Origin of the sequence: Aquimarina callyspongiae, assembly GCF_034322225.1 — a bacterium.
Taxonomy (GTDB): domain Bacteria; phylum Bacteroidota; class Bacteroidia; order Flavobacteriales; family Flavobacteriaceae; genus Aquimarina.
In genome coordinates this window covers 287,036-303,558 of the sequence record NZ_JAXLPA010000004.1, presented here as the reverse complement: position 1 = coordinate 303,558, position 16,523 = coordinate 287,036, and the positions used below count along the sequence as shown (strand labels likewise).

The following is a 16,523-nucleotide window of genomic DNA, read 5'->3' as shown; positions in this document are numbered from 1 at the left end:
ATATGCAATATATAAATTGTTGCTTACTGTTTTTATTTTAGGATTCCCATAAACTTTCAACTTTTTTGACTTCCCATTTATTTCCTTTTTTTAAATGATAAACTAGACCTTCACCGCAATCTGCATTTCCTGAACAAAGGAAAGAAGTATAAACTATGGCTTTATTAATTTCTTTGTTAAAGCTTATAGAAGAAATTTGTATCATTCCAATATATGGGCTCTTAATGGATTGGCCGTTCATTACTTCGAGTTTATAACGATTGAATTCTTTGATTTTTGTCATATCCCATTTCTTTTTTACTTTGAAATCCTCAATTGAAAAATCTTTAAGATTATTAAAAATCAAATATTGATTAAGAGTTTCAAGATCAAATTCTCTGAGATTTGTATGGTCAAGAACAAGAAGTGAATTATATGTTTTTGTTGAGTCAATCCAACCTAATCTATTTTCGTCATCTGATTTCTTTCCGTAAGAATGATTTATGATTTCCGAAATAATAATATATTCCTCTAATTCATTTGATTTTGAATTACAGGAAAAAAGGAACAAAATGAAAAAAAATATTCCGATATAAAATCCTATCTTATTTTTCATAATTTAAATGATATACAACCGTTTGTGTATGGATAGTTGCGAGTCTCGCACAACTAACTTAGCAAAAGGAAACCGAACCTTAGGAAAATCCGAAGGATTTACCAAGTGACACTTAATCAGGTAATTAATTATACATCTTGTTGGCGGTAGTTTTTATTTTTTGGGTAAATACAATTTCATTTTTTCGACTTTTAGCTCGTCTAAATGCCCCATTTTGGTTTCGTCTTTTGTTATCAAATGCATATGTAGAAACGAATCGTGATGTGTAAAAACTCCTTTGTGTTCTGTTGAGAAAAATCCAACTATTTCCACATTTTCATTTTCTAATTCATAATTGGTTTGTCCTTGATGTGCTTCATCAGGCGATGATACTTTCGTTCCTTCGGGTAAATTTTGAATATGAATAATTGCACTTGAAACTTGACCGATTAATTTGAAGGTAAAAGGTCTTTTGAAATCAATTGTTTTGCTATCAATAAATTTTTCTATGTCTTTAATGGTCTTTACATTTGTTGGTAGCTCAATTTCATTCCATTCAGTCACGTTACCGTAGACAAAGAAAGGTGCAGAAACATCAAATGTTTTTTTCACTGTCATTGTCGTGTCGGAAGTTACTTTAGACGCATAACTTTTTCCGTCATTAATAAGCAATTCCCCTGTTAAGTAGCTTACAGGTCCAAGTCCAAAAAGTCCAGTTTTGTTCGAAATAGTGTCAATGCTGATACTACTGCCTAATTCTCCTTTCCACATCACATTTTTCATTGCCCCAACAACTTTAATGTCAGGATAAGTTTTTACTTCTTTTGAATTATTTTCTTTCTGTATTGAATTACAACTTATCAGCCCAACTACCAGAAGTCCAAATGTTATATGTTTTATATTTAAATTCAATTTTTTCGTTTTTGTCAAATTACCGCCAACTTAGAGATATACATACCATTACATATATCCAAACTATATTTAATCATTTATAAATGTATAATACACGTATAATCTACGATTATTTTGTAATTAACTAATTTTAAAGAAAAGGAAATTTTCCCGAAAATGAAAGTTGTGGGAGTGAGTAGGGGTGAAGGTTTTTGAGAATTAGAGATTTTGATAAGTTAGGAATGATAGGGGAGTGCGTAAAAAAAACACTAGTCTTCGATATCTCCAATCAAGTTGAGGACAGGCTAATTTGCTACCACAAAAATACTACCATTGACGTATTTCATAACAATTTGTTTTTATAGACTTAAGTATTCTTAAAAATTTATCTAATTTTCTTTGATTTAACTTTCTATTCATTTTCTTTGCCCGCCCAAAGAAAACGAATCAAAAGAAAAGGCGCTCCATCTCACCAACTCGCCCACAGCTTACGCTATGTCGTAAGGTATTTTTCAGTTTCACTGAAAATCAGATTTGTTTTGCTAAAATCTTTCCAAGGCTTCAAGATTTTTTAACGCAAAACAAATCTTATACTGGTGAAAAAAGGTTTTCAAAGCTCTGCTTTGGAACGTCAATAGATTCACTGGATAAAATTTTATTGGACGCCTCTGACTGACGTGTTTTTGGGTAGGCATAGCATAAGAAGGCTTTGATTGAAAATTTACTAGTCTTCGATATATCCTGAAATGAGTTCAGGACACTCAGACTGACGTAAATTTTCTTAGGTCGAGGTTGGGTTAAAAAACACTAGTTTTCGATATCCCCAATCAAGTTGAGGACAGGCTAATTTGCTACCACAAAAATACTACCATTGACGTATTTCATAACAATTTGTTTTTTATAGACTTAAGTATTCTTAAAAATTTATCTAATTTTCTTTGATTTAACTTTCTATTCATTTTCTTTGCCCGCCCAAAGAAAACGAATCAAAAGAAAAGGCGCTTTTTTCAAGGTATTTTTCAGTTTCACTGAAAATCAGATTTGTTTTGCTAAAATCTTTCCAAGGCTTCAAGATTTTTTAACACAAAACAAATCTTATACTGGTGAAAAAAGGTTTTCAAAGCTCTGCTTTGGAACGTCAATAGATTCACTGGATAAAATTTTATTGGACGCCTCTGACTGACGTATTTTTTTCTTATAACGACTGTAATGAGCTACGTTCTACTTTTTCCATATGGGCATAAAGGATTTGTTCATTTACTTGTAAGAGGTTGATTAGGTTTAATGCTACAAACACTGCAGTTCCCGTAGTACCTTTTTTATTATTACTAAACTCGACCTGTAGTCCGACGTTATTGGCATGATCATCGTTTGAAACTCCTTCTGGATCTTTCCAGGTTCCTGTAGTATTTACTTCTGTTACTGCTTTAAGAAAAGACAGCACTTCTGATTTACTTTGTGGTAGTGTTATAGTTAAAATTTCTTCTTGTTCGCGTGTTAGATGAACATTTATCGTTTTATCACCATATAAAGCCACATAGAGTATATCCTGAGCTTCTTCAAGCAGGTTTTCTCCTTTTTTTGATCTTTGATGGGATTCAATAGTTGCTAAGCCCAGATGAGGTGGATTTATAAGAAAACCAGACGCTTCGAGGTTCTCTCTGTTCATTTTTTGATAGGTATCTATAAAATCTACTACAGATTGATCATCGTAACCTGTGTTATTAATTCGAGTCAAACGCTTCTTTATATCTTCAAGATCATTCCGTTGTTCTTGCAAACTGTGTCGCTCACAAGTAAGATAAATAATCTGGTCTATAAGCCAATCTTTATCTTTCTTCTCCAACTCTGAACGGATTTTTGCTTCTAACTCAGGAAATAAATCGTCCTGTGCTTTTTTAATGATATTACGTATGTTATCCATCTTATATTCAAATTATTGTAAGTGCTGTATATATCTAGAGTGCGATCTATAGCAGACATTCTAGTGTATACGTTGTGTTAGTAGTAGTGTGTTTTTGTAGTGTTCTTTTATGCGACCCTTCTTCTCAATTTTTGTAACATAGTGAGGATATACAGATACAAACGTTATTTTTGCAATTCTCTCATCGTGTTCTGGTGTTGTGCTCATATCTTATAGGGTTGGTGCTTTAATCTAAAAGCCTTGTCTTACTACCAATGTGTTTGTATGAAAAGTTACAAATTTTAAGTTAGTAATTTTTTAGCTAAGAACTGACTTTTGTAATTCTGAACGAATTCAGAAATAGTTGAACCTACAGTAATTGTTGCTTTTCGGTTTATTTTGTTATCCAATTTAAAAGTATTTTTACAGGTAAAGTTAAAATACCCAATACAAAATCCATTAAGAAACCAACGATTGGTAAAATCAAAAATACCCACCATTTGTATTTGAATTTTGTAGATATTCCATTGGTGAGGGTTTTCCAGACGATTACGATTTTGTGCCTATAATAGTATAGAATGAGTAGGTCGGCTATAATCATTCCTCCAATTCTGACCGGAAGTGCAAATCCATGGATTCCTGTAGTAAAAGCAATGTCTATGATTAAAATTTGAGCCAATATTGATAGCACTAATAAAGCTCCAATTAACACAGTTCTATTGAAAATCAGTAGTATGCCACCTATAATTTCTAAAACACCAGTCGAAATATTGAAAAATGTACTTCTCCCATACAAATGCCAAGCCACGTAAAAACTGTCTATATCCTTAATCGGCTGTTCTAAAATTGAGGGATCATACACCCCAAACTGGCTTAATGTCAATTTACTCCAGCCATAACTAATCATATAGAATGCTAAATACCAGCGTAGTGCTAAAACTCCAAAATCTATTATTTTATCTTTTTTCAATTTTGTTCTTTTTTTGATTAATGCTAATTGTTTAGTGTAAGGTTAAACCTTAAAAGTAACAAACAGAAACTAACCAGAGAAAATTCCGCTAGAATTTTATTGACGAGCAACTAGCTTTGCATAATATTGAGCAATGATTATTTGCTATTCAAACCACATTCAAAACCATACTTTAAAAAATATATTATTCATTTTAATGTATGGTTACAATTTGTCCGCAACGGATTTTGTAATCGTTAAATTTATAAAACAGATCTTGTTTTTGTAACTCGAATCCGGCTCTCACCACTCCATTAGCTCCTCGATTAGAAAGTGCAACGACATAAAAATGATAAGAATCATTGGCACAAATGGTGGTGGATATTGCAGATGGTATATCTATGTTCTCATCTAAAAATGATTTTATATCCAGACCATAATCGAACAAAGTATGTTTTTTGAGCGTCATTTTTTCCTTTGGTACATATAATTGAAATGTTGCGCCTTGTGAGATGGAAATTGTAAATAGATTAATCGGAAAATCAATGGTTAGTTCTATGTCTGAGGCAGTTTGATTAGTCACCGAAGTCCAAAATATCACATAAACATATTCTTTGCCATAGAAGTCTGTATATTTTAGTCCGCCTTTTGGATAACTGTTCTGAATTGAGATGCCTTTATGTATAGAATCAGCGTACTTAAACTCGGTATGAAACTTTTGTCCTAGAATCGTAAAGGAAGATAAGAATAAGGTAAAATTAATTAGAAGTTTCATGAGTAATCTGTTTTTGCCTTCCTAAAGCATTGCTTTTAGAAATTATTGTGACGAAGCTACTATATTTATACACTTTGTTAGTTGCTGTTTTCTTTTCTAATTTAGTTTATCAGATAAAGGAAAAATACAAGAAATAGTAATGTAATTACAAACCCTATTTTCAAAGGGAACTGTGCTACACCGAAGGTGAAATTCATAATTTTTTCTAATCCTTTGGTAGCCGAAGAGATTGAATTTAAATAAGCCTTTAAAGCGTCAGGTTCACCTTCTCCTTTATTTAATTCTTGTTTTAGTTTTTCTTCATCAAATTTAACTTTATCAGAAACTAACGTTAAAATCTTTTTAACTATTTTGTTTACAATTCCGCCAATAAATGGAACTTTGCCCGATATTACTTTTGAAATCATTGGAATTGTAACTATATGAATTATCCCTTTGAAAAGTAGACCAAGGACATCCTTTCTATTTTCTTTATTTACTTGGCTGTTAACTTGATTAATATCTGCAACTGCTGATTTCATAATCTCTAGGGAATAATTTATAATTCCCCACATATCCGATTTCATTTTCCACATCAGAAAAAGCAAACCACTTAAGATTCCGGCTGCCAAAAAAAGGATAAGCCCAATAATTCCATAAATGACATATTCGATATGGACTAAATCGAAAATAAAGAATCCTATAATGAAAATTACTATTGAAATTAAAACTGGTCTAATTACCCAATTAATAATATATTTAGGAAAAACCAATAGTTCTACAAAATTTTCTACAACTTCTTCATTCCTATATTTTTGTACATCTACTCCAAGTTCATCTTTTATTTTATTATCTAATTTTTCAATATCTTTTTTAGTTCTTATTCTCATTTTTTGGATTCATTTTTTAATTGCGACAAAGGTATAATGTAAAATGCTTTTCTATATAGTTTATTTTTTGTTAACCATAGATTTTATTATATTCATTTAATAAATTATTTTCACTATCTCATCTTTCTCATACGCATCAGCTTCCGTTATATGTCCATCAATTCCACTAATTCGTGTAATCATTTTACGTTATCTAAAAACTATTTGAAGTCCGTGCTCTTCTTCCCATTCACAATTGCATTTTACACTAATATAAATATCCTTATCAGACCATTTTTTAAGAGTAAATAAGCATTCAATATATCCATTTTTTAAAGAAATTCTCTAATGATCTTCCTGAAGATTTTTCCATTGCTAGCTGAAAATCTTTTGTAGTCACTGATTTTCCATAATAGGTTTGCGTATAATATTTTATTGCACTCCAAAATGCTTCTTCGCCAAGTTCTTTTCTTAATAAATGTAAGACATAGGCTCCTTTAAAATATACTATATTTCTATCATCTCCTGATGGATTTAACCATCTCTTAAATACTAAAGGTTTATCTCTTCCTTTTGATTTTATTTTTTCATAAACTCTTTTGTATGAATTTATATCTGCTTGATATTTTACGGTTCCAAATTTATATTCATTATAAGCAGCAGACATAAATGTTGCAAACCCCTCATTTAACCAAAAGTGTTTCCAGTTTTTACAGGTAATCATATTGCCCCACCATTGATGTGCCAATTCATGGGATATTAAGTTTGTTTCTGTACTGTCCTTTAAGACCAGTTTGCCATATGATTTTCTTAATATGGCAAACCCTGACATTTCTTGATAATGATTGCCAATTAAAATTTGAGAATATGCTTTTTGTGGAAAAGTAATTCCTGTCTTTTCCTCAAAAAATTTCATCATATTTTCTGTGTATTGAAAGATCTGTTTAAGCTCTTCCTTGCTATAATCTGCTGAATAATATTTCAAGGCTATTCCATTATACTCTTTCTCTAACGTATTAAAAGAGCCAACCGTAAATCCATAGGTATATGCGGGAGTCTCATAATTCTGATGCCATGAATATTTAATTTTATCCCCTATTTTATTAGTACCTTTTAAATTACCACTTGCTACACTTATTGTTTCTTTTGGTACTAATAAATCAAGTTTTATGGTTGCTCTATCATCAGGAGCTGCGTTACATATCATCCATTCACTTGTAAAATAGACCGTATATAGTTTTTGAGAATTATCTAAGAAGACTAAACCTTTCTTCGGGCTTCCATTATAATGTAGCTTTATTTCATAAATATTGTTTTCATTTGGAAATAATGAAATCGTTGTTTTTTTTCCTTTCTGGGTAAATCCTTTAGTATGCTTTCCTTCTAATTTGGTAACTGTTAATTCTCCTGAGTCAAATACTACTTTTTCTGTTTGTGTTGATGTTTTGAATTTTATGGATACGCTACCTTCTATTGTATTCTTAGAAAAAAATGGTTCTAGATGCACATGATATTCTAAAACATCTAATCCACTTGATTTTAAAGATTGCGCTTCTATATGAAAACTATGGAGATAACTTAAAAAAAGTAGTAGTAACAGTTTTTTCAATTTCATCCTAAAGTTTTGTTTTTGATTGTGTTTTTTTGATTGATGAGAACGGTTTAGATATGATATGTGTTTGATAAGACATGTGCAATACTTGCCGTTTATGCAGTTCATTCTTTTACCAAATTATTAAAATAAGTTCTAATTGACTTTAAATTAGAATATTTACATTTATTATATCTTTTTTCTTCTGCATTTTCATTTCCCATGTCATAATCCCATTTACCATCTATTTTTTCTTCTGAATAATCACAATGTTCAGATAAATAGTTGCTTAGCTCTAGTTTGTTATTTGAGATTAAACCATTGTATACAAATACATAATTGTATTCTCCGTGTTTCCCACAATAATCCGATGCGTGTATTATTAATTCTCGTCCAATAGCATTAGGATCTGCATTATGAAGAAATACTGATACTACTTCAGGTTGTTCTCCACAACCTGAACTCATCTCCATGATTTTTAGGAGTTTATACTTGTCTTTAGAACTTGTAGGTTCAAGTAGTAAGCCAATGATGATTGAAGTTTTCTGAAATTTATAAGTAGCAAACGACACGATACAGTTACGAAATTCATTAAGTTCAAATACTCCATGGTGAATGATACTTTTGTCATCCAGAATTCGCTTGACAAATTTTGTTAGATCTTCAAAATCATTTTTTTTGTAAACTTGACCAAAAGAAAACCTTTTTTCATTATCAACCCGGAATTCTTTAATTAATGTAATATCTCCACTATCAATTATGTCTTGAGCCATCAATGATGAAAATCCATAAATAATAACACATAAACTAATCAAAAGTCTTTTCATATCATAAATTCTATTCTAAAAGCTCGATGTCATACAATGGTCTTGTAAATGAATAATTGCGATTTTGTGAGAATGATTTTCAGTATAAAAGTCAGCCGATGAAAGTGGGACTATGTTTTTGTTTTTAAGTTCTAAATGTAGCAATTATTTATATACGATATTATGTTTAGTTTTTATTTCCTGTTTCTGAAGTTTTTATTGCTTCCATTATACTATTCAAAGCCTTATCGTTCCCAGTAAAGTAGTCTGTTGATGATAAACTAACAGGAATATGTGGAGCAATCCATTTGCGATTATCTTCTGCTTTTGATGTTTGATGAAATTGTGTGGAAATCACTCCCATTAGTCCTGAATATGGTAACTGAAACCAACCGGCCTCTCCAATGTGATTTGGTTTTGAACCACTAGGTTCGCCTACTAGAATTGAATTTGTGTATTTTGTAATATCAGTTAATAAGTTTTGTGCTGCAGAAAAAGTTTGTGATCCGATTATCACAAAAATTTTCCCTTTAGGGTTCATAACTTCAAAATTGATGACTGTTTTTAGCATAGGTGGTAATATTGAACCGTTTCCACCGTGATTGTGCCTTAAATCTAAAATCAAATTTTGAATCTTATTTTCAGTAATTTGACTGCGGATTTCTATATTGAAATCCTTTAACGACTGTGTTTTCTTTTGTGTGACCACATTAAACTGAACATAAATACTATTATTTTCAGGTAGTAATTTATACCAATATGGATTTTTAATTTCTGATAGGAATAGTGGTTGTTTTTTAGTTTTTAGTTTTGGCATTTTGGGGAAGCCAGAAAAATTCCAGGCAATAGGATTCATGGTTACTTTAGTAAGTTTTCCTTTTGTATCACTTATAGTAATTGTTACTTCACTAGTATTCTTAATGATTCCTAAACCTTGCAATACATCTGGTAATCCTAAATAATAAGAACCTAACCAAATTGTTTGCATATCATTATCTCTTGCATTTACAGTATTTGTTTTTTTAAGAGCTTCTTCAATTGGTGTGTTTTCAATTAATTCTACTTTATAACCAAGCCATTGCTCATAGCCTTTTTCAGTATCAATAATAAATATACCATCGTTAAATTGATAAAATTGAACAGGTAATTTTTTTAAAGCCCCTTCTTTAGGAGACGTTGGGATAATTAAATTATGTCCGTTGCCTAAACGTCCAATCAATTTCATTAGTTCTACTACAATCTGTTCATTAGGTAACGATTCAATTTTGGATTTTATATCTGTTATTTCTTTAGATAAATCTTTTTTAGAAATGGTATGATTAGGACTATAGTGCAACTCATTTATTCGTTTTTCTAGATAAGTAATATCTCTAATCCAGGCTTCTTTACGGGTTATATTTTCTTGATTATCAATTCCAAATAGCTTTAGAAAAGTTGCGTCTTCTTTAAAATCCTTAAAAGTAGAATTGTTTTTTAAGAACGGTTTTTCGTCATAACGTGATGCAAATCCTTTTTGTAACCATAATATAGAATTATTCTTATCGCCATCCTTAGCATATGCTTTAGCAATTTTTATCATAATATCGTTTGATGGTGCAGAACCTGTAGGAATTCCTCGTAAAATAGTTCCTCCAAAGTCTAGAGCTTTTTTTAAAGAGATAATAGCATTTTGATACTGTTCAATTTGATAATAGCAAAGTCCTAATAAATAAAATAAATCGGCATCGTTTTGATATTGCTCCGTTAGACTTTCTAAGATCACAGCGGACTCTTTCCATTTTTTATTCTTCACCAAGTTTACAGCTTCATTTCTTTGATGAAAATATTCAATTGTATTTTTGATATTAATGTTATTAGTCTGGGAAAAAGTATTACAAAAACTAAGAAAAATTAGAAGGAAAGTACTTAGGGCTTTCATTGGATTTTGTTTCATATTAAATAATTACTATTATGTAATATTAGTAGAGACGCAAAAAGTTATAGAAAAGGTTGCCTGTTATTTGGGTATTTTTCAAATTAGGCATAACGTCTCATATAACTAGCTTGGATTACCCAAGTTAGCTATGATTTGTTATATATTGTTAGGTAATGTTTTTTATTACGTTTTCTACTCTGGTCACATTTTCAAGATTTTTTCCATAATCAAATAATGTTGTTTTTAATTTTGGACTACTTGAAACAGTATATTCAAAATCATTTTTGTTAGCAGACTTTAGAGAAATTTTGATTTCTTCGCCCCAGGATTTCCACGTCGTACCAGTTTTTAATAAGATTCCATTATCAATTTCTGTTATCTTCATTTTTCCTATAACCGGATCTTTTTTTAGTTTTTCAATGAGGTCGGATTTATTTAATTCCGTTTTCAGATTCCTCGTTTGATTTACTCCTGCATTTTCATTAGTAATTTCCTGAATTCCATTCTTTTTTAACCTAAACCTATGAAAAGAAACCAAAATTAATGACATAGTAATTCCAAAAAAGAAAGTCATAAACAAATATTTCCATAATTTAAATCCATCTCCATCTATTAAATCAAACCCCAACATAATTAGTCCAAATGGTATCCCTGTGAATAAAAAAGTCTTTATGTACAATTTTGTAATTGGTTTCATAATTTTCGTTTTAAACAGTATCTAACTTTATAAGATATACCCAAATTATATTTAACCATTTATAGACGTATAATCTACGATTATTTTGTAATTAATGAATTTTAGAAAGAAACGAAATTTTTCTGAACATGAAAGTTCTTGAGATGGATAGGGGTAGAGGTTTTTTGAGAATTTTTATAGGTTTAGAGTAATAAATTAATATGTAAAAGGTTGTTTATCGGTATATTATGAAACTAGTTCGGAATATTCGAATTGGCTCTTTTTGTTACTTTTAACCTTTCCTGTTTTTTGATAATTACTGCTAACAGCTTGAATAAGTGTTTTTTTAACGGTGTTTATTTTTTGCTATAAGCTTTTTGTTACACCAATACCAAGCAACATCTGCACCTCCAGTTTCATAGGGTGCAAATTTGTCAAATTGCATCCCAACTTTTTCCATCACTCTTATAGATGCTTTATTTTCCTTCATGGCAATTGCTATTATTCGTTTTAATTCTAGTTTATCAAATCCATATCTCAAAATTGCATGTGATACTTCTGTTGCAAAACCCATTCCCCAATATTTGGGTAAGAATCTATAACCAAGATCGATTTCATCAAATTCAGGCAGATATGCTAAACCAGCCCAGCCAATAAACTGCATCTCTTTTTTTAAAAAGGTAGCCCATCTTCCGTATCCATATTTCTCATAATTCTTAATTCTTGTTTGTATTAGCTGTTCCATTTTTTCTATAGATTCAACCAGAGGTTCTCCTGTATACTTTTGTACGTCAGCATTAGAATGCAACAGAAACATTTCCTCGACATCATCCAAGGTAATTTCCTTTAACAATAATCTTTCTGTTTCTATCAAAGTTTTCATTTTATTACTTATACATCTCGTTACAGATAGTTTTTCTATTCCCAATAATGGTAAGCTATTTTCTCAATTATTTTTTGTGGAGAACTACCTGTTAAGTTTGTCAAAAGAATAATTGTAAGCTTATCTTTGGGATATACAATCAGAGATGCACGCCCACCTCCAATGGGTGCAACGGCTGAATGATTTTCTCGCATTATAACAGGCCATCCATATCCATATCCGTTGAGAAATCCACCAAATCCGCCATATTGATTACTATTTAATGGTACGGCGGTCCACATTTCTTCTATACTTCTTTTTGTTATGAATACTTCATTTTCTAAAGCTATTATCCATTTGGTCAAAGCGTAAGTTGTTGCGAAAGCTCCAGCATCTGCCCAAACAAGTGGAGAGAAATCTTCTGAAATTTCGAATAATTTTTCTCCTTTTTCGTATTTGTTAGTTAGTTTGTTTTTTTGGTAATAGCTATAAGTGGAACTTTTATTTTGAACAATCTCAAAAGAACTACCAAAAACAATCTCTTTGTTGATTCCAATTTTGTCAAACTGATTTTCTTGCAAAAACTGTAAGTACGTCATTCCGCTTATTTTTTCGATCAGTTTTAAAATCAAAACATAATTTGTCTGGATATAGTCAAATTTTTCACCTGCCTTAAATCGAATGTTCTCATTTTTTACTTTTTCCAAAGCAAATATTTCTCCTTTTCCTCCAATGAGACCTCCATTTTTGGTGTCTTCGATATCAGGTAGCCCTGACGTATGACTCAATAGTTGGCGAAGGGTAATTTTTTGCCATTTTATAGGCAAGTCACCCAAATAATCTGAGATAGGGTTTGACAGGTTTATTTTTTCATTTTCTACTAATTGCATGATTGCTGTACCCGCAAATATTTTTGAAAGTGAGTTGATAGAAAAAATCGTAGTACTGTCAACGGGTACGGAAAAAGCAAAATCAGACATCCCAAGAGATTCGGAAATTACTACTTGTCCATTTTTGATTACGACCACTCCGCATCCTGGAATTTTTTCTTTTTGAACCTCTTGTTTTAGCTCATTTAAGAATTTTTCTTTTTTTTCTTGAGCTGTTGATGTACTGGAAATTATAAAAAAAGCCAATAAAGCCCAAAGATGTTTATTCATATGTTTTATTTTTCTCAAATTACCCACAACGTAAGAATATGTAACAGTATATATACCCAAACTATATCTAACGTTTTACAAATATATACACATTGTTGTGGTGCTATATTTTTCTTACTCATTAAATTCCTTAGGATACTCAACGGTTCCGCTGACTCCTTTTAATCCATTTTCTACCAGTTCGATTACCATGCAATTTTCTTTAGGAACGTCAAAAGGTAATTTAATTTCATACTTGTCTGCTTGTTCATAGCCAAATCTTGGATAATATTTTTCATGCCCAAGAAGAACAATAGATGTATACCCTAATTCTTTTGCTTTTTGGTGTGCTTCAATTATTAGTTTTCCTCCAATTCCTCTATTTTGAAATTCAGGTAAAACAGAAATTGGAGCAAGTGCTAAGGAGTCAAATTCTTTCAACTCATTTTTAATTTTCAGTTTAGTTACTAAAACATGTCCGACAATTTTCCCTTCAGTTTCAGCAATCATAGACAATTCGGGAATAAAGGCTTTTGATTTTCTTAATCGTTCTACTAAAAACTGTTCTTTATGATCACTAAACTGTTCTGATTTAAATGCTTTTTCAATTAGACTAAAAACTTCTTTAAAATCGTTTCTATTTTCTTGTCTTATTTTCAATTTTATATGTGTTTTTATCTGTATCACAACATCTCTTGAATAATACTTTTGCATCCCGATGGATGCATATTCATTACACATAATTGTTGTGTATAGCTTTTATTTCATATTAGCGTTATATTCATCTGCAACATCTGTCCAATCATCTTTCCAAGTTTTTTCAAAATAGAGTTCTGCATTTTCCCAATCTTCTTCGTCCCAATCCTCTCGTTCATCTACTAAAACTATTCTTTCAGTTTCAATACTTTTTATAATAAACTCAACATAGTCATCAAAATTTTTGGCTATAACCGAGGTTGGCTCTGGTTCTCCGCAAGGTAAATATATAATTTGTCCTTTATCTCCATGAGTATTAGGATCAAAGTCAATACATAACAATTGACCTGACCCATCTGAAGCAAAAGGAATTCGTTTTGGGTTATAAATATTTGTTATTAGTAATCGTTCCTGGTAAACTTCTTTTTCATAATCATCCCATTCTTTAAAACGTTGCCATTCCATAATAATTTCATCAATAGAAAGAAAATAGAGCCCTAGAATCCCAAGACCTATTCCGTATTTATACTTTTTATTTCCTTCACCATTAGTTATTCTTAATAAGTCTTTTAGAGTTTTAGGAAATGTTATTCCAATTATTTTTTCTGCTTTTGTTATTTCTTCGTCAGTAGCTCTTTCTGAAAGGAACAGGTTAAATATGTCTAATTTTGATTTAAATTTTTGAATTAATTGTTCTGCTTTATTCATTTTTGGTCAAATTACACACAGTTTTTAGAATATTATTTTTGTGTCTGGTAATCCGCTAATGATGCGTGATTTTTCTTTTTCTGAAAACTTGTTATTACTTAGTTCTAGTAATTTGAGAGATGAAAACTTGCTCAAGTTATCTGGTAAATGTTCTACGTTATTATTTCGATATAAAAGGACTTTTAAATTTGTTAAGTTTTGAATCCGGTGGGCTAAATCTTCTATTTGAATATTGGGATTATTGTCAAGTACCAAACCTTCAATTTGTTGAAGAAAGTCAATATTCTGAGGAATTTTATTCAAATTATTATCAGCGATTACAAGAATCCGTAATGATTTGACTTGAGACATAACTTCAAAGGCTTGTTCAAAGTTAAGATCAGGATTGTTTTCTAAATGAAGTTCTTTTAATTTTTTTAAAGTAGATATTCCAGAAGGAAGTGCTGTTAGTTTATTTCTACTCAGATATAGGAAATCTAAATTTTTCACCTCTGATAAAACCTTACAGGCTTGTTCAAAATCTAATTTATGGTTTTCAGCTAAGTCAATCTCTCTTAGATTAGAAAAACTTGTCAGTATTTTGGGTAAAGTACTAAAGCTGTTATTACGCATGTTTATAACAGAAAGCTTGTGCAATTTTACTAATCTATCAGGTAAAGATGATAAATTATTTCCTTGAAGATTTAGTAACGTTAGGTTCTTTAAACCCTCTATACCTTCTGGGACTTCTTTTAACTTACAATCAGTCAGGTAGAAAGAATTTACATTTGGCAATTTTTTTATGTTACTAGATAAATCAGTCAATTCTTTACAGTCCAAATCAAGCCATTTTACCTTTTCAGGTTCTTGAAGAGCGGTTAAGAAAGATGTGTATTTTTTATTCTGGCTAATTACAGTTAACGGAAGTAATAAAATCAGAACTAGTATTTGAATCGACTTCATGTTTTTGCAAATTGTGTGTAACGTTTGTGTATGGCGCGTATTCCTCAAGGTATCACTATACAACTTGTTAGCGTTAGTTTTTATTTCTTTTCTTCTCGCAAAATTTTCTCCATTTTACGACCTTTTGCCAATTCATCAATCAGCTTTTCCATACGTCTACATTGTTTATACACTTCAAATTCATCTTCTATTTCTTCAATTCGATAACCACAAACAACGCCTTTAATCATGTGTGCATTGGGATGGATATTTGCTTTTTCAAAAAACGTTCTAAACGTTACTTTATCTTCGATAAGTGTTTGTAATTTATCTTCATCAAAACCAGTTAACCACTCAATTACTTGATGAAACTCTTCTTTTGTTCTACCATGCTTCTCCAATCTATTCCAATAAAGAGGGTAAATAGATGCAAAGATCATATTAGCAACTTTTTCGTTTTTTTCAGCTGTAACCTTCATTTTTTTACGATTTTAAATTAGATCTAACATAGGAATATGTACACAAGTAGATATAATACTTTATATGTGTATAATCTAAAGTTATTCAGTAATTAATATTTTAAAGAAAAGGAAATTTTTCTGAAAGTGCAAGTTGTGAAAATGGGTAAGGGTAGGGGTTTTTGAGAATAAGAACTTTTATAAGCTTAGCGTAATAATACAGTATATAAAAATACTCAAACTAACGAAGTTTTTATAAACAAAAATCTTTAGGTGCATATATTTTAAATCCTGTAATTTTTTCTTCTTCTATTTTTGTTTTCAGCGAATTGCTGATAACTATTAAAGGCAAAAATTCACTCAACCTGAATATATGCCCATAATGTTTATCTTTTTCTAAATTAAGAACGAGTTTATCAATAAATTCAATTTCACCATCTGCATAAAATTCGAGTTCTGAGTTTTTTTTATCAACACACTCAATTTGCCCTATAATGTTTGCAATTTTATAATCTTCGTCAATTTCATCATTACTTTTATTAATAAGTCTGGTGGAGTAATATTCAATATTATTGATGTTTAATGAATCTAATATATCTCTAACTTTTTTATTAATTAATAAACCAATACGAGGAGCTACAACAATATTATCTGTTTTTGATTTGCCACCATTTACTGAATACAATATATCTATGACGGGGATTGATTTGTTCATATTAATACCGTAATCAAAGTTTAAATCCAAGTCTTCAACAATTTTTGGGATTCCGTCTATTTCTAATTCTTTCTCATCCGATCTTTCGCTCATTAG

18 protein-coding genes and 1 pseudogene are annotated in these 16,523 nt (G+C 30.5%); all 19 read right to left on the bottom strand.

The genetic code is table 11. The annotated features are described in order from the left end of the window. Positions 1-37: 37 nt before the first annotated feature. A complete protein-coding gene (locus tag U0D62_RS17895; RefSeq protein ID WP_322288697.1) occupies positions 38-595 on the bottom strand; it encodes a hypothetical protein in 558 nt (185 codons plus the stop codon). Positions 596-748: 153 nt separating this feature from the next. Then, the gene (locus tag U0D62_RS17890) at positions 749-1,486 is read right to left on the bottom strand and encodes an acetolactate decarboxylase (RefSeq protein ID WP_322288696.1); all 738 of its coding nucleotides are present in this window, start codon (positions 1,484-1,486) and stop codon (positions 749-751) included. A gap of 1,174 nt (positions 1,487-2,660) precedes the next feature. Beyond that, positions 2,661-3,389, bottom strand: a complete 729-nt coding sequence (locus tag U0D62_RS17885) for a hypothetical protein (protein WP_322288695.1) — start codon at positions 3,387-3,389, stop codon at positions 2,661-2,663. Between the two features lie 102 nt (positions 3,390-3,491). Next, positions 3,492-3,596 (bottom strand): annotated as a pseudogene (locus tag U0D62_RS17880) (DUF2200 family protein); the annotation flags it as partial. A 166-nt stretch (positions 3,597-3,762) separates the two neighbouring features. Next, positions 3,763-4,338: a DoxX family membrane protein gene (locus U0D62_RS17875; protein WP_322288694.1), complete on the bottom strand. Its 576-nt coding sequence runs from the start codon at positions 4,336-4,338 to the stop codon at positions 3,763-3,765. A 193-nt stretch (positions 4,339-4,531) separates the two neighbouring features. Continuing rightward, entirely contained in the window at positions 4,532-5,092 is a 561-nt protein-coding gene (locus U0D62_RS17870) for a hypothetical protein (RefSeq protein WP_322288693.1), read from the bottom strand. A 101-nt stretch (positions 5,093-5,193) separates the two neighbouring features. Beyond that, positions 5,194-5,961, bottom strand: coding sequence for a hypothetical protein (locus U0D62_RS17865; RefSeq protein WP_322288692.1), 768 nt, complete (start codon positions 5,959-5,961; stop codon positions 5,194-5,196). A gap of 189 nt (positions 5,962-6,150) precedes the next feature. Next, on the bottom strand, positions 6,151-6,213 hold the full coding sequence (locus tag U0D62_RS25545) for a DUF6985 domain-containing protein (RefSeq protein ID WP_416135553.1): 63 nt from the start codon (positions 6,211-6,213) through the stop codon (positions 6,151-6,153). Positions 6,214-6,256: 43 nt separating this feature from the next. Next, positions 6,257-7,555 (bottom strand): M1 family aminopeptidase, encoded by a 1,299-nt coding sequence (locus tag U0D62_RS17860; protein WP_322288691.1) that lies wholly within the window; start codon positions 7,553-7,555, stop codon positions 6,257-6,259. Between the two features lie 101 nt (positions 7,556-7,656). Continuing rightward, positions 7,657-8,358: a hypothetical protein gene (locus U0D62_RS17855; RefSeq protein ID WP_322288690.1), complete on the bottom strand. Its 702-nt coding sequence runs from the start codon at positions 8,356-8,358 to the stop codon at positions 7,657-7,659. Between the two features lie 166 nt (positions 8,359-8,524). Next, a complete protein-coding gene (locus U0D62_RS17850; protein ID WP_322288689.1) occupies positions 8,525-10,270 on the bottom strand; it encodes a S41 family peptidase in 1,746 nt (581 codons plus the stop codon). 148 nt (positions 10,271-10,418) lie between these two features. Next, a complete protein-coding gene (locus tag U0D62_RS17845; RefSeq protein WP_322288688.1) occupies positions 10,419-10,949 on the bottom strand; it encodes a hypothetical protein in 531 nt (176 codons plus the stop codon). A 325-nt stretch (positions 10,950-11,274) separates the two neighbouring features. After that, positions 11,275-11,811 (bottom strand): GNAT family N-acetyltransferase, encoded by a 537-nt coding sequence (locus U0D62_RS17840; RefSeq protein WP_322288687.1) that lies wholly within the window; start codon positions 11,809-11,811, stop codon positions 11,275-11,277. Positions 11,812-11,846: 35 nt separating this feature from the next. Continuing rightward, the gene (locus tag U0D62_RS17835; protein ID WP_322288686.1) at positions 11,847-12,950 is read right to left on the bottom strand and encodes a serine hydrolase domain-containing protein; all 1,104 of its coding nucleotides are present in this window, start codon (positions 12,948-12,950) and stop codon (positions 11,847-11,849) included. Between the two features lie 114 nt (positions 12,951-13,064). Further along, the gene (locus U0D62_RS17830; RefSeq protein WP_322289104.1) at positions 13,065-13,595 is read right to left on the bottom strand and encodes a GNAT family N-acetyltransferase; all 531 of its coding nucleotides are present in this window, start codon (positions 13,593-13,595) and stop codon (positions 13,065-13,067) included. A 93-nt stretch (positions 13,596-13,688) separates the two neighbouring features. Continuing rightward, positions 13,689-14,333 carry an SMI1/KNR4 family protein gene (locus U0D62_RS17825; protein ID WP_322288685.1) on the bottom strand — a complete coding sequence of 215 codons (645 nt, stop codon included), beginning with the start codon at positions 14,331-14,333 and terminating at the stop codon, positions 13,689-13,691. 24 nt (positions 14,334-14,357) lie between these two features. Beyond that, positions 14,358-15,275 carry a leucine-rich repeat domain-containing protein gene (locus U0D62_RS17820; protein WP_322288684.1) on the bottom strand — a complete coding sequence of 306 codons (918 nt, stop codon included), beginning with the start codon at positions 15,273-15,275 and terminating at the stop codon, positions 14,358-14,360. Positions 15,276-15,355: 80 nt separating this feature from the next. Further along, positions 15,356-15,733 (bottom strand): DUF2200 domain-containing protein, encoded by a 378-nt coding sequence (locus U0D62_RS17815; RefSeq protein WP_322288683.1) that lies wholly within the window; start codon positions 15,731-15,733, stop codon positions 15,356-15,358. A gap of 232 nt (positions 15,734-15,965) precedes the next feature. After that, positions 15,966-16,520 (bottom strand): imm11 family protein, encoded by a 555-nt coding sequence (locus tag U0D62_RS17810; RefSeq protein WP_322288682.1) that lies wholly within the window; start codon positions 16,518-16,520, stop codon positions 15,966-15,968. Between the last annotated feature and the right edge of the window lie 3 nt (positions 16,521-16,523).

Excerpts from the sequence above, each read along its gene's own strand:
- U0D62_RS17810 (WP_322288682.1), bottom strand. The coding sequence starts at position 16,520 with ATGAGCGAAAGATCGGATGAGAAAGAATTAGAAATAGACGGAATCCCA.
- U0D62_RS17835 (WP_322288686.1), bottom strand. The coding sequence starts at position 12,950 with ATGAATAAACATCTTTGGGCTTTATTGGCTTTTTTTATAATTTCCAGT.
- U0D62_RS17825 (WP_322288685.1), bottom strand. The coding sequence starts at position 14,333 with ATGAATAAAGCAGAACAATTAATTCAAAAATTTAAATCAAAATTAGAC.
- U0D62_RS17885 (WP_322288695.1), bottom strand. The coding sequence starts at position 3,389 with ATGGATAACATACGTAATATCATTAAAAAAGCACAGGACGATTTATTT.
- U0D62_RS17815 (WP_322288683.1), bottom strand. The coding sequence starts at position 15,733 with ATGAAGGTTACAGCTGAAAAAAACGAAAAAGTTGCTAATATGATCTTT.
- U0D62_RS17870 (WP_322288693.1), bottom strand. The coding sequence starts at position 5,092 with ATGAAACTTCTAATTAATTTTACCTTATTCTTATCTTCCTTTACGATT.
- U0D62_RS17845 (WP_322288688.1), bottom strand. The coding sequence starts at position 10,949 with ATGAAACCAATTACAAAATTGTACATAAAGACTTTTTTATTCACAGGG.
- U0D62_RS17855 (WP_322288690.1), bottom strand. The coding sequence starts at position 8,358 with ATGAAAAGACTTTTGATTAGTTTATGTGTTATTATTTATGGATTTTCA.
- U0D62_RS17820 (WP_322288684.1), bottom strand. The coding sequence starts at position 15,275 with ATGAAGTCGATTCAAATACTAGTTCTGATTTTATTACTTCCGTTAACT.
- U0D62_RS17865 (WP_322288692.1), bottom strand. The coding sequence starts at position 5,961 with ATGAGAATAAGAACTAAAAAAGATATTGAAAAATTAGATAATAAAATA.
- U0D62_RS17840 (WP_322288687.1), bottom strand. The coding sequence starts at position 11,811 with ATGAAAACTTTGATAGAAACAGAAAGATTATTGTTAAAGGAAATTACC.
- U0D62_RS17850 (WP_322288689.1), bottom strand. The coding sequence starts at position 10,270 with ATGAAACAAAATCCAATGAAAGCCCTAAGTACTTTCCTTCTAATTTTT.
- U0D62_RS17860 (WP_322288691.1), bottom strand. The coding sequence starts at position 7,555 with ATGAAATTGAAAAAACTGTTACTACTACTTTTTTTAAGTTATCTCCAT.
- U0D62_RS17895 (WP_322288697.1), bottom strand. The coding sequence starts at position 595 with ATGAAAAATAAGATAGGATTTTATATCGGAATATTTTTTTTCATTTTG.